General features: G+C 72.2%; 24 protein-coding genes. 14 read left to right on the top strand and 10 right to left on the bottom strand.

Features of this window, described 5'->3' with window-relative positions; translation table 11 throughout:
* Nucleotides 1-6 precede the first annotated feature (6 nt).
* From AB0H82_RS16065 to AB0H82_RS16075, 3 genes are all read right to left on the bottom strand, one after another.
* The gene (locus tag AB0H82_RS16065) at nucleotides 7-1,392 is read right to left on the bottom strand and encodes a M20/M25/M40 family metallo-hydrolase (RefSeq protein ID WP_362993015.1); all 1,386 of its coding nucleotides are present in this window, start codon (nucleotides 1,390-1,392) and stop codon (nucleotides 7-9) included.
* Complete coding sequence (locus tag AB0H82_RS16070; RefSeq protein ID WP_362993017.1) at nucleotides 1,385-2,218, bottom strand: M55 family metallopeptidase; 834 nt, start codon at nucleotides 2,216-2,218, stop codon at nucleotides 1,385-1,387. Before AB0H82_RS16070 ends, AB0H82_RS16065 begins: the two co-directional genes overlap by 8 nt.
* Nucleotides 2,219-2,329: 111 nt before the next feature.
* Entirely contained in the window at nucleotides 2,330-3,304 is a 975-nt protein-coding gene (locus AB0H82_RS16075; protein WP_362993019.1) for a GNAT family protein, read from the bottom strand.
* Nucleotides 3,305-3,358: 54 nt separating this feature from the next.
* On the opposite strand from AB0H82_RS16075, the gene AB0H82_RS16080 reads away from it, so the two are divergent.
* On the top strand, nucleotides 3,359-3,967 hold the full coding sequence (locus AB0H82_RS16080; protein WP_362993021.1) for a TetR/AcrR family transcriptional regulator: 609 nt from the start codon (nucleotides 3,359-3,361) through the stop codon (nucleotides 3,965-3,967).
* Here AB0H82_RS16080 and AB0H82_RS16085 read toward each other — a convergent pair.
* Genes AB0H82_RS16085 through AB0H82_RS16095 form a run of 3 tightly spaced genes read right to left on the bottom strand, consistent with a single transcriptional unit; the run spans nucleotide 3,964 to nucleotide 7,003 of the window.
* Entirely contained in the window at nucleotides 3,964-4,491 is a 528-nt protein-coding gene (locus AB0H82_RS16085) for a copper chaperone PCu(A)C (protein WP_362993023.1), read from the bottom strand. The genes AB0H82_RS16080 and AB0H82_RS16085 overlap by 4 nt on opposite strands.
* A complete protein-coding gene (locus AB0H82_RS16090) occupies nucleotides 4,488-6,794 on the bottom strand; it encodes a heavy metal translocating P-type ATPase (protein WP_362993025.1) in 2,307 nt (768 codons plus the stop codon). The genes AB0H82_RS16085 and AB0H82_RS16090 overlap by 4 nt, the downstream gene beginning before the upstream one ends.
* Entirely contained in the window at nucleotides 6,794-7,003 is a 210-nt protein-coding gene (locus AB0H82_RS16095; RefSeq protein WP_362993027.1) for a hypothetical protein, read from the bottom strand. Before AB0H82_RS16095 ends, AB0H82_RS16090 begins: the two co-directional genes overlap by 1 nt.
* Before the next feature lie 167 nt (nucleotides 7,004-7,170).
* On the opposite strand from AB0H82_RS16095, the gene AB0H82_RS16100 reads away from it, so the two are divergent.
* Together AB0H82_RS16100 and AB0H82_RS16105 are read left to right on the top strand one after the other, a co-directional pair.
* Nucleotides 7,171-7,941 (top strand): NAD(P)H-dependent oxidoreductase, encoded by a 771-nt coding sequence (locus tag AB0H82_RS16100; RefSeq protein ID WP_362993029.1) that lies wholly within the window; start codon nucleotides 7,171-7,173, stop codon nucleotides 7,939-7,941.
* A 269-nt stretch (nucleotides 7,942-8,210) separates the two neighbouring features.
* On the top strand, nucleotides 8,211-9,389 hold the full coding sequence (locus AB0H82_RS16105; protein ID WP_362993031.1) for a glutamate--cysteine ligase: 1,179 nt from the start codon (nucleotides 8,211-8,213) through the stop codon (nucleotides 9,387-9,389).
* Nucleotides 9,390-9,522: 133 nt separating this feature from the next.
* On the opposite strand, the gene AB0H82_RS16110 is transcribed toward AB0H82_RS16105, so the two are convergent.
* Nucleotides 9,523-9,987, bottom strand: a complete 465-nt coding sequence (locus tag AB0H82_RS16110) for a Fur family transcriptional regulator (RefSeq protein ID WP_362993033.1) — start codon at nucleotides 9,985-9,987, stop codon at nucleotides 9,523-9,525.
* Nucleotides 9,984-11,063, bottom strand: a complete 1,080-nt coding sequence (locus AB0H82_RS16115; RefSeq protein WP_362993035.1) for a kinase — start codon at nucleotides 11,061-11,063, stop codon at nucleotides 9,984-9,986. The genes AB0H82_RS16110 and AB0H82_RS16115 overlap by 4 nt, the downstream gene beginning before the upstream one ends.
* A 177-nt stretch (nucleotides 11,064-11,240) precedes the next feature.
* On the opposite strand from AB0H82_RS16115, the gene AB0H82_RS16120 reads away from it, so the two are divergent.
* The 6 genes from AB0H82_RS16120 to AB0H82_RS16145 all read left to right on the top strand — a co-directional run bounded on the left by AB0H82_RS16120 (nucleotide 11,241) and on the right by AB0H82_RS16145 (nucleotide 17,350).
* The gene (locus tag AB0H82_RS16120; RefSeq protein WP_362993037.1) at nucleotides 11,241-12,230 is read left to right on the top strand and encodes a pyridoxal-phosphate dependent enzyme; all 990 of its coding nucleotides are present in this window, start codon (nucleotides 11,241-11,243) and stop codon (nucleotides 12,228-12,230) included.
* 43 nt (nucleotides 12,231-12,273) lie between these two features.
* A complete protein-coding gene (locus tag AB0H82_RS16125) occupies nucleotides 12,274-13,113 on the top strand; it encodes a DUF364 domain-containing protein (protein ID WP_362993039.1) in 840 nt (279 codons plus the stop codon).
* Nucleotides 13,110-14,375, top strand: a complete 1,266-nt coding sequence (locus tag AB0H82_RS16130) for an MFS transporter (RefSeq protein ID WP_362993041.1) — start codon at nucleotides 13,110-13,112, stop codon at nucleotides 14,373-14,375. Before AB0H82_RS16125 ends, AB0H82_RS16130 begins: the two co-directional genes overlap by 4 nt.
* An 83-nt stretch (nucleotides 14,376-14,458) precedes the next feature.
* Nucleotides 14,459-15,478, top strand: coding sequence for an iron ABC transporter permease (locus tag AB0H82_RS16135; RefSeq protein WP_362993122.1), 1,020 nt, complete (start codon nucleotides 14,459-14,461; stop codon nucleotides 15,476-15,478).
* Between the two features lie 40 nt (nucleotides 15,479-15,518).
* Entirely contained in the window at nucleotides 15,519-16,292 is a 774-nt protein-coding gene (locus AB0H82_RS16140; protein WP_362993124.1) for an ABC transporter ATP-binding protein, read from the top strand.
* 56 nt (nucleotides 16,293-16,348) lie between these two features.
* Nucleotides 16,349-17,350: an ABC transporter substrate-binding protein gene (locus tag AB0H82_RS16145; protein WP_362993043.1), complete on the top strand. Its 1,002-nt coding sequence runs from the start codon at nucleotides 16,349-16,351 to the stop codon at nucleotides 17,348-17,350.
* 2 nt (nucleotides 17,351-17,352) lie between these two features.
* Here AB0H82_RS16145 and AB0H82_RS16150 read toward each other — a convergent pair whose 3' ends face one another.
* Nucleotides 17,353-18,204, bottom strand: a complete 852-nt coding sequence (locus AB0H82_RS16150) for an SMP-30/gluconolactonase/LRE family protein (protein ID WP_362993126.1) — start codon at nucleotides 18,202-18,204, stop codon at nucleotides 17,353-17,355.
* A gap of 14 nt (nucleotides 18,205-18,218) precedes the next feature.
* The gene (locus AB0H82_RS16155; protein WP_362993045.1) at nucleotides 18,219-18,989 is read right to left on the bottom strand and encodes an IclR family transcriptional regulator; all 771 of its coding nucleotides are present in this window, start codon (nucleotides 18,987-18,989) and stop codon (nucleotides 18,219-18,221) included.
* Nucleotides 18,990-19,215: 226 nt separating this feature from the next.
* Here AB0H82_RS16155 and AB0H82_RS16160 point away from each other — a divergent pair, with 226 nt between their 5' ends.
* The 5 genes from AB0H82_RS16160 (at nucleotide 19,216) to mmsA (ending at nucleotide 25,288) form a co-directional block, all read left to right on the top strand.
* Nucleotides 19,216-20,382, top strand: coding sequence for a mandelate racemase/muconate lactonizing enzyme family protein (locus AB0H82_RS16160; protein WP_362993047.1), 1,167 nt, complete (start codon nucleotides 19,216-19,218; stop codon nucleotides 20,380-20,382).
* Between the two features lie 88 nt (nucleotides 20,383-20,470).
* The gene (locus AB0H82_RS16165) at nucleotides 20,471-21,490 is read left to right on the top strand and encodes an alcohol dehydrogenase catalytic domain-containing protein (RefSeq protein ID WP_362993049.1); all 1,020 of its coding nucleotides are present in this window, start codon (nucleotides 20,471-20,473) and stop codon (nucleotides 21,488-21,490) included.
* Nucleotides 21,491-21,649: 159 nt separating this feature from the next.
* Complete coding sequence (locus tag AB0H82_RS16170) at nucleotides 21,650-22,618, top strand: hypothetical protein (RefSeq protein ID WP_362993051.1); 969 nt, start codon at nucleotides 21,650-21,652, stop codon at nucleotides 22,616-22,618.
* Between the two features lie 4 nt (nucleotides 22,619-22,622).
* Nucleotides 22,623-23,732: a multiple monosaccharide ABC transporter substrate-binding protein gene (gene chvE, locus AB0H82_RS16175; protein WP_362993053.1), complete on the top strand. Its 1,110-nt coding sequence runs from the start codon at nucleotides 22,623-22,625 to the stop codon at nucleotides 23,730-23,732.
* A 17-nt stretch (nucleotides 23,733-23,749) separates the two neighbouring features.
* On the top strand, nucleotides 23,750-25,288 hold the full coding sequence (gene mmsA / locus AB0H82_RS16180) for a multiple monosaccharide ABC transporter ATP-binding protein (protein ID WP_362993128.1): 1,539 nt from the start codon (nucleotides 23,750-23,752) through the stop codon (nucleotides 25,286-25,288).
* Nucleotides 25,289-25,297: the final 9 nt, after the last annotated feature.

A 25,297-nucleotide genomic window follows, 5' to 3' on the forward strand; every position in this document is an offset into this window, starting at 1 on the left:
TGTTCGCTAGGCCGTCCGCAGGAAGCGGTCGAGGACGCGGACGCCGAAGTGCAGCGCGTCGACGGGTACGCACTCGTCGACTCCGTGGAACAGCGCCTGGTAGTCGAAGCCCTCCGGTGTCCTCAGCGGCGAGAAGCCGTAGCCGGTGATGCCGAGTCGCGAGAACTGCTTGGCGTCCGTGCCGCCCGACATGCAGTACGGCACGACGTGGCCCTCCGGCGCGAACTCCTCGACGGCCGCCCGCATGCGCGCGTACGTCGGCGAGTCGACCGGCGCCTGCAGCGCCACCTCGCGGTGGTGGAACTCCCAGTCGACGTCAGGGCCGGTGAGCCGGTCAAGCGTGCGGCGGAACTCTTCCTCGCCGCCGGGCAGAAAGCGGCCGTCGACGTACGCCACTGCCTCACCAGGGATCACATTGACCTTGTAACCCGACTGCAGCATCGTCGGGTTGGCGCTGTTGCGGACCGTGGGGGCGACGAGGTCGGCGGTCGGGCCGAGCTTCTCCAGGAAGGCGTCCACGTCGAAGCCGGGCGCTTCGGGGTCGGTCTCCAGGCCGTAGAGCGTGGCCAGTTCGACGAGGGAGGCACGGACGGTCGGGGTGAGCCGGACCGGCCAGCGGTGCTCGCCGATGCGGGTGATGGCGCCGGCCAGCCTGCTCACCGCGTTGGAGTGGTTGACCTTGGAGCCGTGGCCCGCCTTGCCGCGCGCGGTGAGCTTGAGCCAGCCGGTGCCGCGCTCCCCCGCCGCGATGGGATAGATCTGATTGCCCCGGCCGTCGTGGAAGGTGAAGGCGCCCGACTCGCTGATGCCTTCCGTGCAGCCCTCGAAGAGCCCTGCGTGCTGGTCGGTGAGGAAGCCGGAGCCGTCGGCGGCGCTGGCCTCCTCGTCGGCGGTGAAGGCGATGACGAGGTCGCGGCGGGGCCGGATCCCGGCGCGGGCCCACATCCTGACCACGGACAGGATCATCGCGTCCATGTTCTTCATGTCGATGGCGCCCCGGCCCCACACGACGCCGTCGCGGACCTCCCCGGAGAACGGGTCGACGCTCCAGTCGGCGGCCTCGGCGGGCACCACGTCCAGGTGGCCGTGGACGAGCAGCGCGTCGGCGCCCGGGTCGGTGCCCTCGATGCGGGCGACGACGTTCGTGCGGCCCGGGGTGCGCTCCAGGAGGACCGGCTCCAGGCCCGCGTCGGCGAGGCGCTCGGCGGCGTACTCGGCGGCGGGCCGCTCGCGGCAGTCACCGCCGCCCCGGTTGGTGGTGTCGATGCGGATGAGCCCGGAGGTGAACGTCACGACCTCGTCGAGGGCCCGCGCGTCCACCCGGTCCCCGGGCTCCCGCTCCCCGGACTTCGGCTCCTGATCCTGCTCCTGCACCAGCTGCTGGCTAGCCATACTGCTCCTCCACGGCGGCAGAGGCGATCGTCGTAACCGCCTTGAAGGTACGGATCCCCTCGTACATCGTCTCGCTGTCGTACGCGACCTTGCGCTCCCCCGTACGGCGCACGCCCGGCACCACGGTCGACGCCATGGAGAGGTGCTCGGCGTCGAACTCGACCTCCACGGTGAAAGGACCGCCCGCCACCGGCTCGTGGCGCACGGCGAGGGTGGCCGCCTCCTTCGCCGCTGCGCGGATGCCGGCGGCGGTGCGGGCCGGGGTGCGGCAGACCGCCGCGTACCGCGAGACGTGGTCCTTGACGGCGACCTTGAGCGCGCCCGGCGCGTAGCCGAGGGCGTCCTCGCAGGCCAGGTCGTCGCCGGTGACGAGCACGACGGGGACGCCGTACTCGGCGACGACGTGCGAGTTGAGCAGCCCCTCGCTGGCCCGGACGCCGTTGACCCACACGCCGGTGATCTGGTTGGCGAGGTAGGTGTGCGCGAGGACGCCCTCCATGCCGGCGCCCGCGTGGTAACCGACGAACGCGATGCCGTCCACGTCGCCGTGCTGCACACCCTCCACCATGGAGAGCGACTTGTGGCGCCCGGTCAGCATCTCCGCCCGGTCGTCCAGCTCCTCCAGGAGCAGATTGCGCATGGACCAGTGCGCTTCGTTGATGAGGACCTCGTCGGCGCCGCCGTCGAAGAACCCGAGCACGGCGGCGTTGACGTCCGAGGTGAACAGGGACCGGCAGCGCTCCCACTGCGGGGTCCCGGGCAGCACGTCGGCCGGCCAGGTCACGCCGGTGGCGCCCTCCATGTCGGCGCTGATGAGGATCTTCACAATCCCCTCCCCTCCCCTCGGCTCGGAGCACCAAACAGCTCACAGTGTCATACGGCTCACACTGCCATCAGGTGCGCAGCGCGAGTGTAGACGGGGCCGGGGGGCCGACGGTCAGGCGCCGTTGGCGGGCGCGTCGTCCCAGGCGAGTGACGACATCCGCCAGCCCGCCGGGGTCCTGAGGTACTGGGTGGTCTTGTGGCCGGAGCCCTCGAACCGCTCGCCGCGGTGGCAGCCGGACTTGCGGTAGGCGCTGAACCGGTGGGCGACCGAGCCGAAGATCTCGGTGCGCGCGGAGACCTCCCACTCCGAGAACTCCGTCAGCGTCCCGTCGGTGAGCATCTTCTGCCGGGGCTCGATGAACGCGTCCAGGTCGTAGATCACCGGCTCGTCCCCGACGTTCGCGATGATCCTGCCCTCCGGGATGAAGACGTCACGGATGACGCCGAGGTCCGGCACGCGGCCGCCCGTGTTGGTGAAGGCGCCGATGAACACGTCCATGAGCCGGTCCAGTTCGGCCTGGACGCCGGAGCCGGACGCCTCCCCGGTGGGCGGCCACTCGTCGCGCAGGACCGACCAGACCTCGCTGTCCTGGCGCACGCCCCGGTACGGGAAGCGCTGCCGCAGCACGCCCTCGCGGGTCATGCCGAGGCGGCGCGCGGTCTCGATGCTGCGCGTGTTGCCCGTGCCCGCCCACCACTCGACCCGGCTCATGCCGCGTTCGCGGAACGCCCAGTCGATCAGCTCCCGGCAGGCCCGGGTCACCAGGCCCTGCCCCTCCCCGGCCCGCTCCAGCCAGCAGCCGACCTCGCACACCCCGGTGGCGGCGTCGAAGCGGGTGAACATGACGCCGCCGACCAGGGTGCCGTCCAGCCAGATGCCGTAGAGGCGGCCGGTGTCCGTGGCAAGCCGGTCGGCGTAGCGCTGGAGGGTGGCCGTGGCGGAGTCGAGGTCGGTGCTGAAGGTCGCCCAGGGTATCCACGGGTCGACGGTGGGCCTCGCGCGGTCGATGTGGGCGAGGAACTCCGGTGCGTGCCAGGGCTCCAGCGGGCGGAGCTGGGCACGGTCGCCGAGCGGCACAGTGAACACGGCAGTCTCGCTCTCCTGGGTACGTAACAAGCGTTCGGTACGTAAGGTAGCAGCATGCCGCCCGCACCCGGAGACCGTGAAGCCCGCCGCGAAGACGTATCGGAGGCGGTGTGGCAGGTCCTCGCCGACAAGGGGTTCGGCGGCCTGACGCTGCGCGCGGTCGCCGCCGCGATGGGGGTGTCGACCGGCATGCTGATGCACTACTTCCCGACCAAGCGGGCCCTGCTCACACACGCACTGGACCTGCTGGAGAAGCGCACGGCCGAGCGGCCGCGCCGGACGCGTCCCGCGCCGGGCCTCGCCACCGTGCGCGCCATGCTCCTGGACATCCTGCCGCTGACCCCGGGTGACACGGCCCGCAACCGCGTCTGGGTGGGCTCCTGGGACCTCTCCCTCGCCGACGACGAGCTCGCCGCCGAGCAGGCCGGCCGCTACGAACGCCTCCGCGCGACGCTCCGCCCCCACCTCGAAGCCGCCCGCGACCTCGGTGAACTGCCCGCCGGGGCCGACCCGGAACAGCTCGCCGCCACCGCCGTCGCCTTCACCCACGGCCTGGTCGTCCAGGCCCTCTTCGCCCCCGACCGGTTCTCCGTGGAACGGCAGACCGCGCTGCTCGACGGTTTCCTGGCCTCGACGGCAAGGGCGGAGGGCGGTGGCGCCTAGGACTTCGGCGTCCAGACGGACGGGCGGATCACCACCGCCTCCGTCCTGACCGTGCCGCCGTGCCGGAAGGTCAGGACGAACGGGATGCGGTCGCCGAGGCGGAGCGGGCCCCGCGCGCGCACCATGATGTCCACGCCGCGCGGGGACATGGTGAGGCCTTCGCCGGCCGGTACGGCGGCGGAGCCCACCATGCGCATGCCGGCGGTGCCGCGGCCCGTGGGCGTGTACCGGCTGAGCATCACGTCGTCGAAGGCGGGGGACGTCACCGACGTCAGCGCGTCGTCGGAGCCGCCGGTGTTGGAGATCCGGAAGAACGCGGCGGTGTCCTCGGTGTTGCCCTGCGGCCGGAAGACCGTCCCGGTGGACACCTCGACACGGGCCGGGCTGCCCGCGGCGCCGAACCCGACCCAGGTGGTGAGCAGGCCGAGGGCGACGGCGCAGGCCGCGAGGGGTTCGAGCGCGGCGCCGAAGGCTTCGCGAAGCCGGTGGCGGTCCGGCTTCCAGGGGTGCGGTCCGCCGGTCATCGCGCGCCTCCCCGTGTGCCGCGCCGCGGTCCGCCCGGAGACGGGCCGCGGGTGGGCCGCCAGGTGCGCAGCCGCAGGCTGTTGCCGACCACCAGCAGGGAGCTCGCCGACATGGCCGCGGCGGCGACCATGGGGTTGAGCAGGCCGACGGCGGCGAGCGGCACGGTGACGGCGTTGTAGCCGAAGGCCCACAGGAGGTTGACGCGGATCGTGCCCAGGGTACGCCGGGCGAGCCGGACCGCGTCCGCGACGGCTTCGATGTCGCCGCGCACCAGCGTCACGTCGGCCGCCCCGATGGCCACGTCGGTGCCGCCGCCCATGGCGATCCCGAGGTCGGCGCCGGCCAGCGCCGCGGCGTCGTTGACCCCGTCGCCGATGACCGCGACGCGGTGGCCGCGCGCCTTCGCCTCCCGTACGAGGGCGGCCTTGTCCTCGGGGGTGCAGTGGGCGTGCACGTCGTCGATGCCGAGGTCCGCGGCGACCGCGCGGGCGGTGGCCTCGCGGTCGCCGGTGGCCAGGACCGGGCGCACCCCGAGGCGCCGCAGCCGGTCCACGGCGCGGTAGCTGCCGGGGCGCACCACGTCGCCGACCGCGACGACCGCTTCGGGCACGCCGTCCACGCGGACCAGGACGGGGGTGTGCGCGGCGGCCTCGGCCGCCGCGAGCGCGCGGGCCAGCTCCCCGGTCAACTCGTCACCGGGTGCCCGGACTTCGACGAGGTGTCCGTCGACCTCACCGCGGACGCCCCGCCCCGCCACCGCGCCGAACTCCCGCACCGGCGGCAGCGTCTCCGCGGGCAGGGACTTCCTCGCGTACGAGGTGATCGCCCGGCCCAGCGGGTGTTCCGAGCCCTGCTCCACGGCCCCGGCGAGCCGCAGCGCCGCCTCCTCGCCGATGCCGCCGGGCACCGCCGTGACCGCAGCGACGCTCATGCGGCCGGAGGTGAGGGTGCCCGTCTTGTCCAGGACGACGGTGTCGATGTGCCGCAGCGCTTCGAGGGCCCGCGCGCCGCTGACCAGGACGCCGAGCTGGGCGCCGCGGCCGGTGGCGGCCATCAGGGCGGTGGGGGTGGCGAGGCCGAGGGCGCACGGGCAGGCGACGACGAGTACGGCCACGCAGGCGGTGACGGCCGCCTGCGCGTCGGCCCCGGCGCCGAGCCAGAAGCCGAGCACCGTGGCGGCGAGCGCGAGCACCACCGGTACGAACACTCCCGCTACGGCGTCGGCGAGCCGTTGGGCGCCCGCCTTGCCCGCCTGAGCCTCCGTCACCATGCGGGTGATGCGCGACAGTTGCGTGTCGGCGCCGACGGCTGTGGCGCGGACGAGGAGCAGGCCGCCCGCGTTGACGGCGCCGCCGGTCACCTCGGAGCCCGGCCCGACCTCGACGGGTTCGCTCTCCCCGGTGACCAGGGACAGGTCCACGGCGGAGCTGCCCTCCACGACGGTCCCGTCGGTGGCGACCCGCTCGCCGGGCCGCACCACGAAGACCTGCCCCACACCCAGCCGCCCCAGCGGGACGAGCCGTTCGGTGGCTCCTTCCCGTACGGCGACGTCCTTGACGGTGAGCCCGGCGAGGGAGCGCAGGGCGGCGCCGGTGCCGTGCCGGGCCCGCGCCTCCAGGAAGCGCCCGGTGAGGACGAACAGCGGGACGCCGACGGCCGCCTCCAGGTAGACGTGCGCGGTGCCGTCGCCGGCGGACGGCAGCAGGGTGAACGGCATGGTCATGCCGGGGACACCCGCGCCGCCGAGGAAGAGCGCGTACGCCGACCAGCCGAAGGACGCGGCGACGCCGAGGGAGACCAGCGTGTCCATGGTCGCCGCCGAGTGCCGCAGGTTGCGCAGGGCACGCAGGTGGAACGGCCATGCGCTCCAGGTGGCGACCGGTGCGGCGAGCGCGAAGCAGAGCCACTGCCAGTTGCGGAACTGCAGGGCGGGCACCATGGAGAGGACGAGTACGGGCACCGCGAGAAGAGCGGTGACGAGCAGGTGCTGCCGCTGCCGTTGCTGATCGGCCCCGGGTTCCGTCGACTCCCCTGTGTCCGCGGGGCGTTGTGCTTCGGCCGGCTCCGGGGGCGGGGGCAGCTCCGCCGTGTACCCGGCCCGCTCCACGGAGGCGACGAGTTCGTCCGGTGTGACGTGCGGCGGGTGGCTGATCCGGGCGCGGCCGGTGGCGAGGTTGACCGTCGCGCTCACACCGTCCAGCCGGCCGAGCCGTTTCTCGACCCGGTTCACGCAGGCGGCGCAGGTCATGCCGCCGATGGTGAGATCGGAGGTGACGGCGGCGTCCGCCGCTCCGGTGGCCATCAGTGGCCTCCGCCGTGCGTACCGCCCACGCCGCCGCCCCCGCCGCCGTCCTCGGTCCCGGAGTCGGTGGTCGAGTCGTGCATGCCGGGTGCGACCGGTCCGGCCGCCCTCCCCACGGCGTACGACGCGGCGAAGATCAGCACCAGCAGCAGGAGGAAGCCGCAGAGCGCGGGCGGCGGCACGAGTCTCCGCCGTTGGTGGTCAGCCATCACCGCTCCTGATCGCGCGAAGGCACGGGCCGGGCGGCCCGCACCGCTTCAGGAGTCGGCCGCGGGCGGGTCCGAGTTCCCGGATGATCAGGACTGGCCAGATCCTTACGAGCCATGGCCATCCGGCCACTCGTTGCGGGCGGGGACGGCGGCACAGGATCGGGGGCATGAAGATTCTCTGGGTATTCGCACATCCGGAACGTCGCTCCCTCGGCGGTTCCCTGCTGACCGAAGCCTTGCGCACGCTGGAGTCCCTCGGGCACGAGCACCGCACGTCGGATCTGTACCGCATGGGCTGGAAGGCGGTGGTGGACGCCGACGACTTCGGGGACCTCGGGGGCCGGTCGTGCGAGCGGCTCCTCGTGGGCGCCGAGCAGGAACGCGCCTACGCGGAGCGGTCGTTGAGCGAGGACATCCGCCGCGAGCAGGAGAAGATCACCTGGGCGGACACGCTGGTCTTCCAGTTTCCGCTCTGGTGGTTCGGGCCGCCCGCGATCCTCAAGGGCTGGTTCGACCGCGTGCTCGTCCAGGGCTTCGGCTTCGGCCTCAAGGGGCCCGACGGCCGCACCCTGCGGTACGGGGAGGGCGGCCTGGCGGGGAAGCGCGCGCTCGTCGTCACCTCGGTCGGCGCCCGGGAGTCCGGCTTCGGCCCGCGCGGCATCCACGGCCAGCTCGACCAGGTGCTGTTCCCCCTGCTGCACGGCACGTTCTGGTACACGGGCATGGCGGCACTGCCGCCGTTCGTCGTGTACGGCGCCGACCGGCTCACGGCCGCGGATTATGCCCGCGAAGCGGCGGAGCTGAGGGAGCGCCTGCACACCCTGCACGCCACGGATCCGCTGCCCTTCCACCACGAGAACGGCGGCGCCTACGACGAGGATCTGGTGCTGCGCCCGGAGCTCGCGCCCGGCCTGTCCGGCGTGGGCGTGCACCGCTGAGAGCCTGTCTTTGCACCCCCGTCGTTCGCGCGGAGCGCGGGCGCAGCGGCGTTCGGTGCGTGCGATCGGCGTGCGGCGCCCCAGGTCATGTGGCGGAGCCACCTGTCCTGGGTCGCCGTGCGGCGAGGGTGCGTGCCGGGCGTCGGGGCGCAGGCGGGGGTGCAAAGACAGGCTCTGTGCCCGGCCACGTGGACTCGCCGTCGCGGCTTGGGGCGAGGAAGGTGGACAGGCACGCCCCATTCGCCCCCTCTCCGAAGGACACGACACGTATGGCGGACCACCTTCCCCCCGTCGGCGTCGAGGAGGAGTACTTCCTCGTCGACGCCTCGCACCGTGCCGTCGTCGCAGCAGCCTCCCGGGTCCTGCCCCGCCTGAAACCGGTGGTCGGGGACCTCGTCACCGGTGAGGCGTCCCAGTACCAGGTGGAGGGCAAGACGCCACCCTGCGGGACGCTGAGCGAACTCCTTCACCGGCTGCGACGCGTCCGCAGGGCCGTCGCCGCCGCGGCGGCCGACGAGGGCCTGCGCCCCGTCGCCGCCGCCACGCCCGTGCTCGGCATGCGCGCGCCGATACCGCTCAGTACCGACCCGCACTATCTCGCCCAGGTCGAGACGTTCCGGTCGCTGTACGACACCTTCGCCTTCTGCGGCCTCCACGTCCACGTGCAGGTTCCCGACCGCGACCACGCCGTTCTCGTCAGCAATCACCTGCGGCCGTGGCTGCCCACCCTCGTGGCGCTGGCGGCGAACTCGCCCTTCTGGGAGGAGCGGGACAGCGGCTACTGCAGCTGGCGCACCCTGGGGGCCGCACGCTGGCCCGTGTCCGGCCCCCCGCCGTACTTCTCCTCGGCCGCCCACTACGACGCGCTCGCCGCCTCGCTGCGGGTGGCGGGCGCGACCCACGGGGAACGCTCGCTCTACTGGGACGTACGCCCGTGCGCGCATCTGCCCACCGTGGAGATCAGGGCGATGGACGTCACCACGAGCGTCGAGGAGGGTGCGGTTCTGGCCATTCTGGTGCGGGCGCTGGTCGTCCAGGCCCTGGAGCGGGTGCGCCGCGGCGACCCCGGCCCCGCCGTGGACGACGCCCTGCTGCGCGCCGCGTACTGGCGCTGCGCCCGCGACGGCCTGACCGGGCACAGCCTCGACCCGCGGACGAGCCGGCTCGTACCGACCGCGCACCTGGTGCGGCAGCTCCTCGACTACGCCCGTCCGGCCCTGGCCGCGCACGGCGACCTCCGGCAGGTGGCCACGGTCCTGCGGCGGCTCGTCACGCACGGCGGCGGGGCCGAGCGGCAGCGCTCCGCCCACGCGCGGGCGGGCAGCCTGCTCGACGTCGTCGACGACCTGGCCGACCGCACCACCGCGGGCCTGATGCCGGGCGCGGCCCGCGTCCACCGCGCACCGGCCAGGACCGAGCCCGGTCCGGAGCTCGGCGTACTCGACTGACGCGCAACCGGCGGGAGACCGCCGGCTGTTCCCTGCCGACCGCCTCGCCGAGCCGCGCCGAGACCGCACGGGTCCCGGCGCGGCTCGCGAGGGGGCGTGGCGGGCCGCGGGGGCTCCACGGTCCTGGTCGACCTCAACGATTCCCACCCCCGCGCCGGCACTCCCCGCACACCCCGCTGAGCTCAAGGGTGTGTTCCAGTTCGGCGAAGCCTGTGGTCTCCGACAGGCTTTCCGCCCAGGCCTCCACCGCACCGGAGTCCACCGGCCTGCTGCGGCCGCAGCGGCGGCAGATGAGGTAGTGCCGGTGTTCTTCTGTGGGGCGCCGCAGGTAGAGCCGTTCGCCGGTCTCGTCGCGTACGACGTCGACGAGGCCGGCGCGGTCCAGTTCGCGCAGCGCGCGGTAGACGGTGGTGAGGCCGACGGCCCTGTCGGAACCGGCGAGCAGGGCGTGCAGCTCCTGCGCGGAGACGAACTCCCCGCAGTGGCCGAGCGTTTCGAGGACGGCGGCACGCTGCCGGGTCCTGCGCACGCCGGCCTCGGGCCCCGCGTCGGGGCGGCGGCGCTCCTCCCCGCGCCCGGGACGGGATCTCGTCGTCACGGCACGTCCTGTCCGGTCCGGGGGACGACGGTGGCGGGTACGGCGGGCGCGGCAGACATGACAGGGGCAGGGGCGTGGGGGCCGCCGCCGAAGGTCAGGGTGCGGTAGACCGTCACCCCGCCCCCGGCCGCGCCGCCCCCCGTCAGCTCCCCGCACGCCTGCGCCGCCGCGGTGACGCGCCGCGTGTAGGCGGGGTCCGTGGCGTCGAGCAGCACCCCCAGCGTCGTACCGCTGTGGCCGACCGCCACGCCGAGGCCGCCGACCTCGCGGCAGATCTCCCGCATGGGTTCCAGTGATGCCTTGTGGCGCAGGGGCTGGTTCATGAGGGCGCTGCGCGTGGCGATCCGGCCGACCTCCGCCAGGTCGTGGTGGCGCACGGCGGCGGTGAGCCGTTCGAGCAGGGTGGCGTAGGTGCGCCGGTCGGCCGCCGTGAACGGCTTGGGGATGCGGTTGAAGTCCACCGTGTCCACGGAGCCGCCCTCGTCGATGCCGACCACCGCCATCGGGGGCAGTGAGCCGAGGACGGCGCGGAGCCGGACGCTGCGGTGGTGGAAGGCGACGATCGCGGGGTAGAGCACGCCGTCGGTGGGTTCGATGCGGGACAGGAGCCGCTCGATCCTGGCGGGCGGCATGGGGACGTCGAGGGCGCGGCCGACCGCCCGCGCGGTCGCGACGAGGTCGGCTGACGAGCTGGCGAGCCCCTTGCCCTCGGGGATGACGCTGCTGACGGTGAGTACCCCGCCGGGCGGCGCGCAGCCGGGCACCCGGGGCGCCAAGTCCGCGATCATCCGGGCGAGTCGGAGCGCCTTGGTCTTCCGTGGCGGCCGGACCTCCAGCTCGCCCGATGCCGAGCCCTCCCGGAAGGTGGCCATCGTCCACCGGGCGACGGGCAGCGTCACGAGGAAGTCCCCGTCGCCCTCGCCGCGCCCCTCGGCTCCCCGGCCCTCCGGCAGGACGCCTTGGAGCAGTTCGCCGAAGGTGCCGAACGCGGTACCGACCCCGGTCCTCGGCGGCGGCCCGTGGCGCGGCGGTCGGGTCGGGTGAGACCGGACTGCGGCCCCCTGGAACAGCTTCACGCGACTCCTCTCGAACGTCGCGGCGCACCCGGCACGGCACCCCGCGCGGACCAGTGTGCCGAAGTTATTCGCTCTTGACAATCATTTTCATCTAGTGTGATGCTCTCGGCGTTCCGGGGGCCGCCCACTCCCCCGGCGCCCTTCCCATCCGCTCATCCCTGACGGGGGATCGCAGTCATGCACGCACACATCGCAGAAGCGGTGAAGAAACCCGATCTCATATCCGTGGCACCGGACTTGGCCTGCCTCCGCTTCGAGACCATGAAGATCTACTCCGCCCTCGGAGCCGTCCGGCACCTGCTCGACTCCGGCGCCGTCCGGCCGGGCGACACCCTCATCGACAGCTCCAGCGGCATCTACGCCCAGGCCCTCGCGCTCGCCTGCCACCGCTACGGAATGAAGTGCCACATCGTGGGCTCCACCACGGTGGACCGCTCGACCCGCGTGCAACTGGAGATACTCGGCGCCACGCTGGAGCAGGTCGCGCCCTCCAAGGACCTCCGTCTCGACCAGGAGCTGCGGGTGCGGCGGATCGCCGAGATCCTCGCGGACAACCCCTCGTACCACTGGATGCGGCAGTACCACGACGACATCCACTACTACGGCTACCGCGAGGTCGCCGAGGAGATCGGCAAAGACCTGCCCACCGGCCCCCTCGCCCTGGTCGGCGGGGTGGGCTCGGGCGCCTCGACGGGCGCGCTCGCCACCTATCTGCGCGAGGCGGGGCGCGACGTGTCGCTCATCGGCGTGCAGCCCTTCGGCAGCGTCACCTTCGGCTCCGAGCACGTCGCCGACCCGGACATGATCATCGCCGGGATCGGCAGCGCCATCGAGTTCCGCAACGTCCGGCACCAACTGTACGACCGCGTGCACTGGGTGAACTTCGACAGCGCCGTGTCCGGGGCGGTCTCCCTGCTGCGCACCAGCGGCATCTTCGCCGGGCTCTCGGCAGGCGCCGCCTATCTGAGCGCGCTGTGGGAGCGGCGCAGGGACGACACCCGCACGTACGTCTTCATCGCGGCCGACACCGGCCACCGCTATGTCGAGAGCGCCTACGCCCGGCACGAACAGGCCCTGGACATCGAGACGTTGAAGCCGCACGAGATCACCTCGCTCGGCGACCTCAGGCACCCCTGGTCCACGACGGCCTGGCCGGCCGCCGCCTGAGCCCTTCCCCTCTTGGCCCTCCGGCTACTCAGAGAGAACACACATGTCACACCCCACCCCGCACACCGTCGCCGAACTCACCGACGCCGTCCTGTCGGGCGCTTACGGCCCCGACCCGGCCGAGCTCACCGTCACCAGCGCGTTCTGGCTCTACAACACCACCCGGCTCGCGGGCGGCGACGTCACCTACCACAACCACTATCTGCTGCTCCGCGTCGGCGACTCCTTCGGCGCCTGCTCCTTCGAAGCGGGTGAACTCGCCCCGGGCTTCTGCGAGAACGCCTCGGGCCACTCCCTGGACAAGCTGCTGCGCGACGAGTCGGCGCCCGTGCGGACCGCCGCCCTCGACGCCTATCTCGCCCGGGTGCGCCCGCACCGCGACGCCGCCGAAGCCGAGCGCGTCATGCTGCCGGCCGGCACGCCCGAGGTCCGCGCCGAGGCCCGCGACGCCGCCATCGCCGGACTGCTCGACATCGAGCCCGGCGCGAAGGTCGCCCTGATCGGCGTGGTCAATCCGCTCGTCGCGGCGATACGGGAGCGGGGCGGCGTCTGCCTGCCCTGCGATCTGAACCTGCGGACGACCGCGTGGGGCGAGCCCGTCTCCGACGACATGACCGAGGTGCTCGCACAGGCCGACGCGGTCGTCGCCACCGGCATGACGCTCAGCAACGGCACCTTCGACCTGATCCTGCGCCACTGCGTCGAGCACGGGGTGCCGCTGGTCGTCTACGCCCAGAGCGGCAGCGCCGTCGCCCGAGCCTTCCTCGGCGCGGGCGTCACCGGGCTCAATGCGGAGCCGTTCACGTTCTCCCAGTTCAGCGCCGACCCCACGCCGATGTTCCGCTACCGCGCCGCCCTCGCGTCGAACGGAGCGGCAGCGTGAGTGTCGACGCCGTCAAGAAGCCGACGCCGGACAGCGCCGAGGAACCGGTACCGGGCGATCTGCGGATGGCCCGCACCCTGTGGCCGGTGCTGCTCGCCTCCGCGGTCGGTCTGCTGCCCTTCACCGTCTTCAGCACGTATCTCGTCCCCATCGCCGACGAGGCCGGCAGCAGTGTCGCCGCGATGGGCGGCCTGCGCGGCCTCGGCGGCCTCGCCGCCCTGCTGGTCGGCACCGCGCTGGCGCCGCTCATCGACCGGGTGCCCAAGGAGTGGGCGGCGGCGGGCGCGCTCGCCGCGCTCGGTCTTACGGCCGCGCTCGGCGCCGTCGGCGACTTCGCGCTGCTCGCCGTGTTCTGTCTGCTGATCGGTGCCAGTACGTCCGTGCTGAACCCGGCGCTCACCGCCGCGGCCGCCGACCGGTTCGGCACCGGCAAGGCGGCCGGGCGCGCGGCCACCCTCGTCACGGCCACCCAGTCCATGACCGCCATGCTCGCCGCCCCCGTCATCGCGCTGCCCGCGCTGTTCTGGGGCTGGCAGGGCGACCTGATCGGCGTGACCGTGGTGTCGCTGCTGCTCGCGGTGGTCTTCGTGGCCCGGCGCAGGCAACAGCGGGAGACGGCCGGCGCCGAGGCCGCCGAGGACACCCCGCGGCTCGGCTACCTCGCCTCGTTCAAGGCCCTCGCGGCCGTGCGCGGCGCGGTGCCGTTGCTGCTGATCGGGTTCCTGCGCACCGCCGTCTTCATGGGCTACCTGTCGTACCTCGCGGCCTTCTACGAGGAGCGGTTCGACCTCGACGCGGGGCTCTTCGCGTTCGTGTGGACGCTGAGCGGCGCCGCGTTCTTCGTCAGCAACCTCCTCACCGGCCGGACCACCAACTCGGCGGAGCCGCGCGTCGGCACGGAACGCCTGCTCGCCATCGGTCTGGTCGCCGCCCTCGTCTCCGTCGTGGGCTTCTACTTCACGCACTGGCTGCCGCTGGCCCTCGCCATGACCGCGCTGCACGCGGCGAGCCACGCGATCGTCGCCGCGTGCGTGGTCAGCCTCATCGTGCGGCGCTGCGGGACCACGCTGCGCGGCTCGGCGCTGAGCCTCAACGCGGCGGGCCAGAGCCTCGGCGTGTTCGTCGGCGCGGCGCTCGGCGGCGCCGGACTCGGCCTGGCCGGCTACCCGGGCACCGCGGCCGCCTTCGGCACCCTCGTGGTCGTGGCGCTCGGAGCCGCCGCCCTGGTGCTGCGCGGCACGTCGAAGGCGGGCGCCGCGTGAGCACCCTCACGCAGGCCCCGCCGGACGGGGCCCCGAAGAGCCGGACCGCCGTGCGGCAGCGGCTCGCCTCCCCCAGGGCCCTGGTGCTGACCTGTGTCGTGCTCTTCGCCGTGCTGGCCGTGTCGGTCGTCGTGGCGATCGGCCTCGGCGCGGCCTACGTGTCGCCCGCCGACACCACCCGCTATCTGTGGGCGGCGCTCAGCGGCGGCCGCATCGGCGCCGACGAGACGACGACGTACCAGATCATCTGGCAGATCAGGACCCCGCGCGTGCTGCTCGCCGCGCTGGTGGGCGCCGGTCTGAGCGCGGTCGGCGTGGCCATCCAGGCGATGGTGCGCAACGCGCTCGCCGACCCGTTTGTCCTCGGCGTCTCCTCGGGGGCGTCGGTGGGCGCGGTCGGCGTGACGGTGACCGGCGGCCTGGCCGCGCTCGGTGTGTACGCGGTGTCGGCGGGCGCGTTCGCCGGCGCGCTCGTCGCGTCCTTCCTCGTGTACGCCGCGTCGAGCGACCGGGGCTCCCTCTCACCGCTGCGCCTGGTCCTCACGGGCGTGGCGATGTCGCTCGGCTTCCAGGCCGTGATGAGCGTGATCATCTACTTCGCCCCGGACAACGAGGCGACGTCGATGGTCCTGTACTGGACCATGGGCAGCTTCGGGGCCGCCGACTGGGGGACGCTGCCCGTCGTCTCGGTGGTCGTGCTGCTCGGCGTCGCCGCGCTGTACCGGTACGGCAGGGCCCTTGACGTCCTGGCGCTCGGCGACGAGACCGCCGCGAGCCTGGGCGTCAGCCCGGACCGGCACCGCAAATCCCTGCTCGTGCTCGTCTCCCTGATCACCGGGGTGATGGTCGCCGTGAGCGGCGCGATCAGCTTCGTGGGGCTCGTGATGCCGCACCTGGTGCGGATGGTCGTCGGCGCCACGCACACCCGGGTGCTCGCCGTCGCGCCGCTGGTCGGCGCGGTCTTCATGGTCTGGGTGGATCTGCTGTCCCGGACGGTGGTCGCGCCGCGCGAACTGCCGCTGGGAGTCATCACGGCGCTCGTCGGCGTGCCGGTGTTCATCGGCCTGATGCGCCGCAAGGGCTATGTGTTCGGGGGGCGTTGACGTGAACGACGAAGCAGTCGAGACGGTCGAGAGGGCCGCGATGGATCTACGGATCGACGGGCTCGGCGTGGTCATCGACGGCAGGAGCCTGGTGCGCGACCTCTCGCTCGACGTGGGAGAGGGCCAGGTCGTCGGCCTGGTCGGCCCGAACGGCAGCGGCAAGTCGACCGCGCTGCGCTGTGTGTACCGGGCGCTGCGGCCGGCCACGGGCACCGTCCGGGTCGGTGGGGACGACATCACCCGGCTCTCGATGCGCCGCGGCGCGCAGCTCGTCGCCGCCATGACGCAGGACGGCGCCGTCGACCTCGACTTCACCGTCGAGGAGGTCGTCGCGCTCGGCCGGGCCCCGCACCAGCGCGGCAACCAGGCGCTCACCGCGCGCGAACGCGCGCTGTGCTTGCGGGCGATGGAGCGGCTCGACATCCACCGCCTCGCCGGGCGCGGCGTCCTGACCCTGTCCGGCGGGGAGCGGCAGCGCGTGCTGCTCGCCCGCGCCCTCGTCCAGGAGCCGCGGGTCCTCGTCCTCGACGAGCCGACCAACCACCTCGACGTACGCCACCAGATAGAGGTCCTCTCGCAGCTGCGCGGCGCCGGGCTCACCGTCCTCGTCGTGCTGCACGACCTGAACCTCGCGGCGGCTGCCTGCGACCGGCTCGGCGTGCTGTCGCAGGGGCGGCTCGTGGCGTCCGGCACGCCCGAGGACGTACTCACCGAAGACCTCGTGGCCGATGTGTTCGGCGTGAAGGCCAGCGTCGTCAAGCATCCGCTGACGGGCGACCCGCAGCTGCTCTACGCGCTCCACCCCTCCCACTGAAACGCCCTCTGAAACGCCCTCTGAAACGTCGTCCCTCCGAAAGGCATCGACTCCCCATGTCCCACACCCGATCCATCGCGGCCGGCTCCGCGCTCGCGCTGACGCTGCTCGTCGGCTGCGGCGCCGAGGTCGACTCGGACAGCGCCGCCGAGGCGTCCGAGAAGACCACCGTGAAGCGCTGCGGCGAGCCCGTCTCCTACAAGGTCCCGCAGCGGGCCGTCGCGTACGAGGGCGGCAGCGCCGACAAGCTCTTCAGCCTCGGCCTGACCGAGCACGTCCACGGCTATGTGATGCCGCCCGCCAACCCGCCGGTGAGCGAGTCGCCCTGGGCGTCGGAGTACGCCAAGGTGAAGATGCTCAGCGACGACCTGCTCAACAAGGAGATCGTCGTCGAGGCGAAGTCCGACTTCGTCGTCGCGGGCTGGAACTCCGGCTTCAGCGACCAGCGCGGCATCACGCCGAAGACCCTGGACAAGCTCGGCATCCAGAGCTTCATGCACACGGAGAGCTGCTTCAACTATCCCGGCCACCCGGAGAAGGTCACTCCGTTCAAGGCGCTCTACAGCGACCTGGAGCGGCTCGGCAGGATCTTCCGGGTCGAGAAGAAGGCGGACCGGGTCGTCGACGGCCTGAAGAAGCGGGTCGCGGCCGTGGAGAAGAAGGCGCCCAAGGGCGGCGAGCGCGTGCCGGTGTTCCTCTACGACTCGGGCACCGACCAGCCCTTCACCGCGGGCAGCCAGGTCCCGCCCAACGACATCATCAAGAGCGCGGGCGGCAGGAACATCTTCGACGGCCTCGACGAGCGCTGGACGCAGGTCAACTGGGAGGCCGTGACGGAGGCCGAGCCCGAGGTCGTCATCGTCTTCGACTACGGCGACCAGCCCGCGAAGAAGAAGATCGAGTTCCTGAAGAAGTCCCCGCACACGAAGGAGCTGCCCGCCGTCAAGAAGAACAACTTCTTCGTCCTCGACTACAACGAGGGCATCAGCGGGCCGCGCAACATCGACGGCCTGGAGAAGTTCGGGAAGTACCTGAGGGAGCTGGACCGCAAGGGCTGACCTCACCCCGCGAAGGGCACGCCCGGCAGGCCGCGGCCCGCGTCCGGCACGACCAGGACCGACCCCGAGAGGGGGTGCGGTCGGTCGAGGCCGGTGCGGGCCGTGGTGATGTACAGGTCGCGCAGGTCCGGTCCGCCGAAGGCGCAGGCCGTGGGGCGGCGCACGGGGAGCTCGACGGTCCGGTCGAGGCGGCCGTCCGGTGTGTAGCGGCGGACCTGCGCGCCGTCCCAGAGCGCGACCCACACGCAGCCGTCGGCGTCGACGGTGAGCCCGTCGGGGAAGCCAGCGCCCTCTTGGATGTGCGCGAACGGCCGCCTGTTCACGGCGTGTCGACCGTCGTGGTCGAGGACGTCGATGCGTCGCGTGGGGCTGTCGACGTAGTAGACGAGGCGTCCGTCGGGGCTCCAGCCGGTGCCGTTGCTGACGGCGACATCGCCGAGGAGTTCGGTCGCGGTGCCGTCGGGGCCGACTCGGGTGAGGCTGCCGCCGCCGGGCGCCTCGTCGTAGCGCATGGTGCCCGCCCAGAGCGAGCCGTCGGGCGCCACGGCGGCGTCGTTGCCCCGCCGGCCGGGCACCGGGTCGCGCACCAGCCAGCTGAAGGGCGCGCCGCCCGGCCCGTACAGGCCGATGCCGTCGCGGAGGTTGACCACCAGGCCGCCGCCCGCGCGGGGCTTGGCGGCCCCGACGTGCTGCTCGGTCGCCATGACCGTGCGCCGGCCGTCCCCGGGGGCGTACGTGTGGACGCGTGAGCCGAGGATGTCGACCCAGATGAGGCGGCCGGTGGCCGCGTCCCAGGTGGGGCCCTCACCGAGCGCGGCCTCCGCGCGCACCGCCACGTCGTACGCACGGCTCATCGCGTACGCACGGCTCATCGCGCGCCCCGGTGGCCGAGACGGACGGACAGGTCGCCCGCACCCTTGGCGGCCAGCTCGGCGAGCTCGCGCTCGCGCTCCTCGCTCCAGCGGATCATCGGCACGGAGATGGAGAGCGCCGCGACGACCTGTCCGGCGCCGTCCCGCACCGGGGCCGCCACACAGCTGACGTCCGGGTTGGACTCCCGGTGCTCGACGGCGTGGCCCTGCTCGCGGACTTCGGCGAGGGCGGCGAGCAGCTCGTCGGGGTCGGTGATGCTGTCGGCGGTCATCGCGGTGAACTCCCGGCCGCGCACCCGGGTTTCGAGCTCTTCCGGAGGCAGCGAGGCAAGCAGCATCTTGCCGACCGAGGTGCAGTGCGCGGGCAGGCGGCGGCCCGCCGCGGAGACCATGCGCACGGCGTGCGTGGAGTCGACCTTGGCGATGTAGATGACGTCGGTGTCCTCCAGGATCGCGACGTGGACGGTCTCGTCGCAGGTCTCGGCGACCTCGCGGGCCACCTGCTGCCCCTCGGCTGCGAGGTCGAGCTGTTCCGCGTACCGGCTGCCGAGCTGGTAGGTGCGCACGCCGAGGCGGTAGCGCCCCGGCTGGTCCGGGATCTGGACGAGATACGAGCGGGCCGCCAGGGTGGTGAGCAGCTCGTGCACGGTGGTGCGCGGCAGCTGGAGTCTGCGGGTGACCTCGGGCGCGGAGAACGTACCGTCCCCTTCCAGGAACAGTTCGAGTATGTCCAGCGACCTGGTCACCGCGGGCACCAGTCGTCCCATGAGTTCGGCCTCCCACCGTGCGCGTCCGAATCTGTCCGAAACTTCGGTCGCCGATCGATATGACGAACACAGGTTAGGCACGGCGCGGTTCGCGGCGCAATGGCCGCCTGCCACCCGGCCGGGCAGTTGTGCGCGACCCATTGACACCTTCCGGCCGCCGGAAATAACGTCACGCCAGCATTTCGAACGTGTGACGAAATACCGAACAAGTCAAGGGGCAACTGCCTTGCGCATTACGGGAATCAGCACGCATGTGGTCGGCACGCCGTGGCGGAATCTCACCTATGTCCAGGTCCACACCGACGAGGGACTGACCGGTGTCGGTGAGACCCGCATGCTCGGCCACACCGACGCGCTCATCGGCTACCTCCGCGAGGCGGAGGCCAACCACATCAAGGGATCCGACCCGTTCGCGGTCGAGGACCTGGTGCGCCGGATGAAGTACGGCGACTACGGCCGGGCCGGCGAGATCGTGATGTCGGGCATCGCCGTCATCGAGATGGCCTGCTGGGACATCAAGGGCAAGGCGCTCGGCGTCCCCGTCTGGCAGCTGCTCGGCGGGAAGGTCACCGACCGCGTCAAGGCGTACGCGAACGGCTGGTACACCACGGAGCGCACCCCGGAGGCGTACCACAAGGCCGCCCAGGGCGTCATGGAGCGCGGCTACCGCGCACTGAAGATCGACCCGTTCGGGACCGGCCACTACGAACTGGACCACGAACAGAGCCTGTACGCCGTCTCGTTGATCGAGGCGGTGCGCGACGCCATCGGGCCCGACGCCGAACTGATGCTGGAGATGCACGGCCGGTTCTCACCGTCCACCGCCATCCGGCTCGCACGCGACCTCGCGCCGTTCCGGCCCGCCTGGCTGGAGGAGCCGGTCCCGCCGGAGAACCTGAAGGCGCTGGAGAAGGTCGCAGCCAAGGTCGACATGCCGGTGGCCACCGGTGAGCGCATCCACGACCGGATCGAGTTCCGCGAGCTGTTCGAGAGCCAGGCCGTGGACATCATCCAGCCCGACGTCGGCCACATCGGCGGCATCTGGGAGACCCGCAAGCTCGCGGCCACCGCCGAGACGCACTACACGCTGGTCGCCCCGCACAACGTCGGCGGCCCGGTGCTGACCGCCGCCTCGCTCCAGGTCGGCTTCACCGCGCCGAACTTCAAGATCCTGGAGCACTTCAACGACTTCGCGGACGCGGACATCAAGAAGGTCGTGAAGGGCGCCCCCCAGGTCGACCCGGAGACGGGCTGCTTCGAGCTGTCGCACGAGCCGGGTCTCGGCGTCGAGCTCGACACCGACGCCGCGGCCGAGTTCCCGCAGCAGCGGGCGCGGTTCGACCTGTGGGCCGAGGGCTGGGAGAAGCGGAACCCCGGCGGGGCCGAAGCGTGAGGACCGCGGCGCCGCCTCTCCGCGGCTCGGCATCTCGGCGCCCCGAGGCCACCCACGCCTCCGCCCCCGCCGTCTCCCAGGAGCGGCCGTGACCGGGACATCGCGCGCGATCGTGATCGACCGTCCCGGCTCGCACCGCCTCACCACCGGGCCGCGCCCGGCGCCCGGCCCCGGTGAGGTCCTCGTCCACGTCGCCGCCGCCGGGATCTGCATGAGCGACCGCGAGGTGTACGACGGACACCGCGACGCCGCGTACGTCCGCTACCCGGTGGTTCCCGGCCACGAGTGGTCCGGGACCGTGGTGGCCGTCGGCGCCGGCGCCGACCCCGGCCTGGTCGGGCGGAGGACCGTCGCCGAGGGTTTCCGCGCGTGCGGCGTCTGCGAGCGGTGCCGGCACGGGGAGACGAGCCTGTGCGGCGGCGGCTACGCGGAGACCGGGTTCACCGAACCCGGCGCCTTCGCCGACCACGTCGTCGTGCCCGCGCGGCTGCTGCATCCGCTGCGCGACGACGCCGACCTGCGGGCCGCGGCCCTGCTCGAACCGTCCGCCGTGATCGCGGCGGCGGTACGGGCGGGCAGGCCGCGGCCCGGCGAGCGGGTCGCGGTGGTCGGGGCGGGGACGCTCGGGCTGCTCGCGGTGCAGTGGCTCGCGGCGGGCAGTCCGGCGGAGCTGGCCGTCGTCGATCCGCGGGAGGCCCGTGGGGAGCTGGCGCTCGGCTTCGGGGCGACCTCGGCGCTCTCCCCCGCGGAGGCGGGGGCCGTGAACGGGTCCTTCGACCTCGTGGTCGAGACGGCGGGTGCGGCGACCACGGCCGCCTCGTCGTGCCTGCTCGCCCGCAGGGGCGGGCGGGTGGTGCTCACCGGGATGTTCACGGAGGGAGCCGTCGGGATCGATCCCGTGCATCTGTCCGTCAGCCAGCTGGAGGTGCGGTCCGTCTTCGGGGCGTCGTCCGGTGCGTGGGCCGACGCGGTGCGGGCGTTTCGCCTCGGGTTGCTGGACCCGGCCCCACTGATCACGCACGAGTTTCCGCTGGAGCGGTTCGGGGAGGCGGTTGCCCTGGTCGGGGGTGGTGATCCCGGGACCGGGAAGGTGCTGCTACGGCCCTGATCCCTTTGTCTGCGGGCCGCCTGTGGCTGGTCGCGCAGTTCCCCGCGCCCCTGAGTACAACACCGTGGCGCCCCACGTCATGCGCGGCCACACCGACGCATGCCCCATGAAGCGAACCTTGTTCGACATCTCGAACGAAATGATCAAAAAAGGACAGCCGTGACCGACGCCGCCCCCTCCCATCCCCGACAGCCCGGCGAACCCGCTCTCACCGCCCTCGGGCTCGCCGCCCCCTCCCCCTCGCCCGCCGACGCCTCTCCCCACACGTTCCCCGACGGTGGCACCTGGCGTGTCGAGATTCCCTCGGTCGAGGGGCCCGAGGCGCTCGGTGTCGTGCTCAAGGAGGCCGCGCGGCTCGACGTGCCGATCCACCGCATCAGCCAGGGCAGCGGCGTGTGGATGCTCTCCGACGCCGAGATCACGGAGATGGTGGAGAAGGCCGCCGAGCGCGACATCGAGCTCTGCCTGTTCACGGGGCCGCGCGGCACCTGGGACACCGGCGCCTCCGTGCGCACCGACTCGCGCGGCGCGGGGCTGCGCGCCCGCGGACACGACGCGGTCGCCGGGTGTGTCGAAGACGCCCTGCGGGCCACGGAGTTGGGCGTGAAGTGTCTGCTCGTCGCCGACGAGGGCGTGCTGTGGACGCTGCACCGCGCGCGGACCGCGGGGATCATCCCGGCCGACACGACGCTGAAGGTGTCCGCGCTCATCGGTCCGGTCAACCCCGCCGCCTATGCCGTCTACGAACAGCTGGGCGCAGACTCGCTGAACGTGCCGAGCGACCTGACGCTCGCTCACCTCACCGAGATACGGCGGGTTTCGGGCGCGCCGATGGACATGTACGTGGAGGCGCCGGACGACCTCGGCGGCTACATCCGCATGTACGAGATCGCCGAGCTGATCCGGCGCGGGGCGCCCCTGTACCTGAAGTTCGGGCTGGCGAAGGCGCCCGCCATCTACCCGTACGGAGCGCAGCTGCGCGACGTCACCCTCGACACCGCCCGCGAGCGCGTGCGCCGCGGCCGGCTCGCCCTGGATCTGCTGGCCCGGCACGGCGCCGGTGCCGGGATGTCGCCGCTGGGCTCGCGCCTGCCCGGCGCCCTGAACCGCTTCCCGGAAAGGAGCTGACCCCATGCGCACCCGCACGCGCCTCGCCGCCGCGGTGGCCACCGCCGTCCTGCTCGGCTCGCTCACCGCCTGCGGCCAGGAGGCCAAGGGCGGCAGCCGGTACAAGCCGGACGCCGGAAAGGGCGCCACCATCGGACTCGCGATGCCGACCAAGGCCTCCGAGCGGTGGATAGCCGACGGCAAGAACATGGCCGAGCAGTTCCGGAAGGCCGGTTACAAGACGGATCTGCAGTACGGCGACGACAAGGTCGAGAACCAGATCGCCCAGCTGGAGAACATGATCACCAAGGGGCGCAGTCTGCTGGTGGTCGCCGCCATCGACGGCTCCGCGCTGACCGAGGTCCTGCGGCGCGCGCACGACGCCGGCATCCCCGTGATCTCGTACGACCGCCTGATCCTCGGCACGGAGAACGTCGACTACTACGCGTCGTTCGACAACGAGCGCGTCGGCCGGCTTGAGGGGCAGTACATCGTCGACAAGCTGAAGCTCGGCAAGCCGGAGAAGGGCGGCGACTCGTACAACATCGAGCTGTTCGCGGGCTCGCCGGACGACAACAACACCAAGTACTTCTGGAACGGCGCGATGTCCGTGCTTGAGCCGTACTTCAAGACCGGGCAGCTCACCGTCCGCAGCAAGCAGACGAGGATGAACCAGGCCACCACGCTGCGCTGGGACGGCGGCACCGCGCAGAAGCGCATGGACGACCTGATCAGCAAGAACTACGGCTCGGAGCGGGTCGACGCGGTCCTGTCGCCGTACGACGGGATCTCGCTCGGCATCATCTCCGCGCTGAAGAGCGCGGGTTACGGCTCCAAGAGCCAGCCGCTGCCGGTGATCACGGGACAGGACGCGGAGCTCGCGTCGGTGAAGTCCATCATCCGCGGCGAGCAGACGCAGACGGTGTTCAAGGACACCCGCAAGCTGGCCGCGCAGACGGTGGCGATGGGCGACGCGGTCCTCAACGACAAGAAGCCCAAGGTGAACGACACCACGAACTACAACAACGGCAAGAAGACCGTGCCGTCGTACCTCCTCGACCCCGTCAGCATCGACAGGACGAACACGGAACTCCTCGTCAAAGAGGGGTACTTCACGGCGGGGCAGCTGAAGTGAGCAGGCCAGTCCTTGAGATGCGCGGCATCACCAAGACGTTCCCCGGCGTCAAGGCGCTCTCCGATGTGAACCTGACCGTGCGGGCCGGGGAGATCCACGCGATCTGCGGCGAGAACGGCGCGGGCAAGTCGACGCTGATGAAGGTCCTCAGCGGCGTCCACGAGCACGGAAGTTACGACGGCGAGATCCACTTCGAGGGCGAGCGGATGGCCTTCAAGGACATCCGCGCCAGCGAACGGCACGGCATCGTCATCATCCATCAGGAGCTGGCGCTCGTCCCCTACCTGTCCATCGCCGAGAACATCTTCCTCGGCAACGAACAGGCCCGGCGCGGCATCATCGACTGGCACGACACGCTGCGCAGGGCGAGCGCTCTGCTCAAGCGGGTGGGCCTGAACGAGAAGCCGCAGACACCGGTCGCCGACATCGGCGTGGGCAAGCAGCAGCTGGTGGAGATCGCCAAGGCGCTGTCCAAGGAGGTGAAGCTGCTCATCCTGGACGAGCCGACGGCCGCGCTCAACGACGAGGACAGCGCGAAGCTCCTCGACCTCATCGTGGGACTGCGCGAGCAGGGCATCGCCAGCATCATCATCTCCCACAAGCTGAACGAGATCCGGGCCATCACCGACTCGGTGACGATCCTGCGCGACGGACAGACCATCGAGACACTGACGGTCCGTGAGACGCCGGACGCCGAACCGCGGTTGTCCGAGGACCGCATCATCCGCGGCATGGTCGGCCGCGACCTCGACCACCGCTTCCCCGACCGCACGCCCTATGTGGGCGAGGACGCGGGCTCGCCCGCCCTCGCCGTCGAGGGCTGGACGGTGCGGCACCCGGTCGACCACCAGCGCAAGGTCGTCGACGACGTGTCGCTGACCGTGCGGCGCGGCGAGATCGTCGGCATCGCCGGTCTGATGGGCGCGGGCCGCACGGAGCTGGCGATGTCCGTCTTCGGGCGTTCGTACGGTCAGTACGTGTCCGGAAAGGTGTCGGTGGGCGGGCGCCCGGTCGTCACGAAGACGGTGCCCGCAGCAGTCGACGCGGGCATCGCGTACGTCACCGAGGACCGCAAGCAGTACGGCCTGAACCTCATCGACAACATCAACCGCAACATCTCCCTGGCCTCGCTGCCGGGCATGCGGCGCCGGGACGGCTTCGTCGACGAACACCACGAGCGGTCCGTCGCCGAGCGCTACCGCAAGTCGATGAACATCAAGGCCCCCACGGTGTTCGAGCAGGTGGGGCGGCTCTCCGGCGGCAACCAGCAGAAGGTCGTGCTGAGCAAGTGGATCCACGCCGACCCCGAGGTGCTGATCCTCGACGAGCCGACGCGCGGCATCGACGTCGGCGCGAAGTACGAGATCTACACCGTCATCGACAAGCTCGCGGCCGAGGGCAAGGCGGTCCTCTTCATCTCCTCCGAACTGCCCGAGCTGCTCGGGATGTGCGACCGGATCTACACGATGGCCGAGGGCCGGCTGACCGGTGAGGTCGACCGCGCGGACGCCACCCAGGAACTCCTGATGCGCCACATGACCAAGAACAGAAGCTGAGGCATCCGC

The organism is Streptomyces sp. NPDC050732 (genome assembly GCF_040654255.1).
Lineage (GTDB): Bacteria > Actinomycetota > Actinomycetes > Streptomycetales > Streptomycetaceae > Streptomyces.

Coding starts and splice junctions, on each gene's coding strand:
- AB0H82_RS16065 (WP_362993015.1), bottom strand. CDS start 1,392: ATGGCTAGCCAGCAGCTGGTGCAGGAGCAGGATCAGGAGCCGAAGTCC.
- AB0H82_RS16080 (WP_362993021.1), top strand. CDS start 3,359: ATGCCGCCCGCACCCGGAGACCGTGAAGCCCGCCGCGAAGACGTATCG.
- AB0H82_RS16085 (WP_362993023.1), bottom strand. CDS start 4,491: ATGACCGGCGGACCGCACCCCTGGAAGCCGGACCGCCACCGGCTTCGC.
- AB0H82_RS16090 (WP_362993025.1), bottom strand. CDS start 6,794: ATGGCCACCGGAGCGGCGGACGCCGCCGTCACCTCCGATCTCACCATC.
- AB0H82_RS16095 (WP_362993027.1), bottom strand. CDS start 7,003: ATGGCTGACCACCAACGGCGGAGACTCGTGCCGCCGCCCGCGCTCTGC.
- AB0H82_RS16100 (WP_362993029.1), top strand. CDS start 7,171: ATGAAGATTCTCTGGGTATTCGCACATCCGGAACGTCGCTCCCTCGGC.
- AB0H82_RS16105 (WP_362993031.1), top strand. CDS start 8,211: ATGGCGGACCACCTTCCCCCCGTCGGCGTCGAGGAGGAGTACTTCCTC.
- AB0H82_RS16120 (WP_362993037.1), top strand. CDS start 11,241: ATGCACGCACACATCGCAGAAGCGGTGAAGAAACCCGATCTCATATCC.
- AB0H82_RS16125 (WP_362993039.1), top strand. CDS start 12,274: ATGTCACACCCCACCCCGCACACCGTCGCCGAACTCACCGACGCCGTC.
- AB0H82_RS16140 (WP_362993124.1), top strand. CDS start 15,519: ATGGATCTACGGATCGACGGGCTCGGCGTGGTCATCGACGGCAGGAGC.
- AB0H82_RS16145 (WP_362993043.1), top strand. CDS start 16,349: ATGTCCCACACCCGATCCATCGCGGCCGGCTCCGCGCTCGCGCTGACG.
- AB0H82_RS16150 (WP_362993126.1), bottom strand. CDS start 18,204: ATGAGCCGTGCGTACGACGTGGCGGTGCGCGCGGAGGCCGCGCTCGGT.
- AB0H82_RS16155 (WP_362993045.1), bottom strand. CDS start 18,989: ATGGGACGACTGGTGCCCGCGGTGACCAGGTCGCTGGACATACTCGAA.
- chvE (WP_362993053.1), top strand. CDS start 22,623: ATGCGCACCCGCACGCGCCTCGCCGCCGCGGTGGCCACCGCCGTCCTG.
- mmsA (WP_362993128.1), top strand. CDS start 23,750: ATGCGCGGCATCACCAAGACGTTCCCCGGCGTCAAGGCGCTCTCCGAT.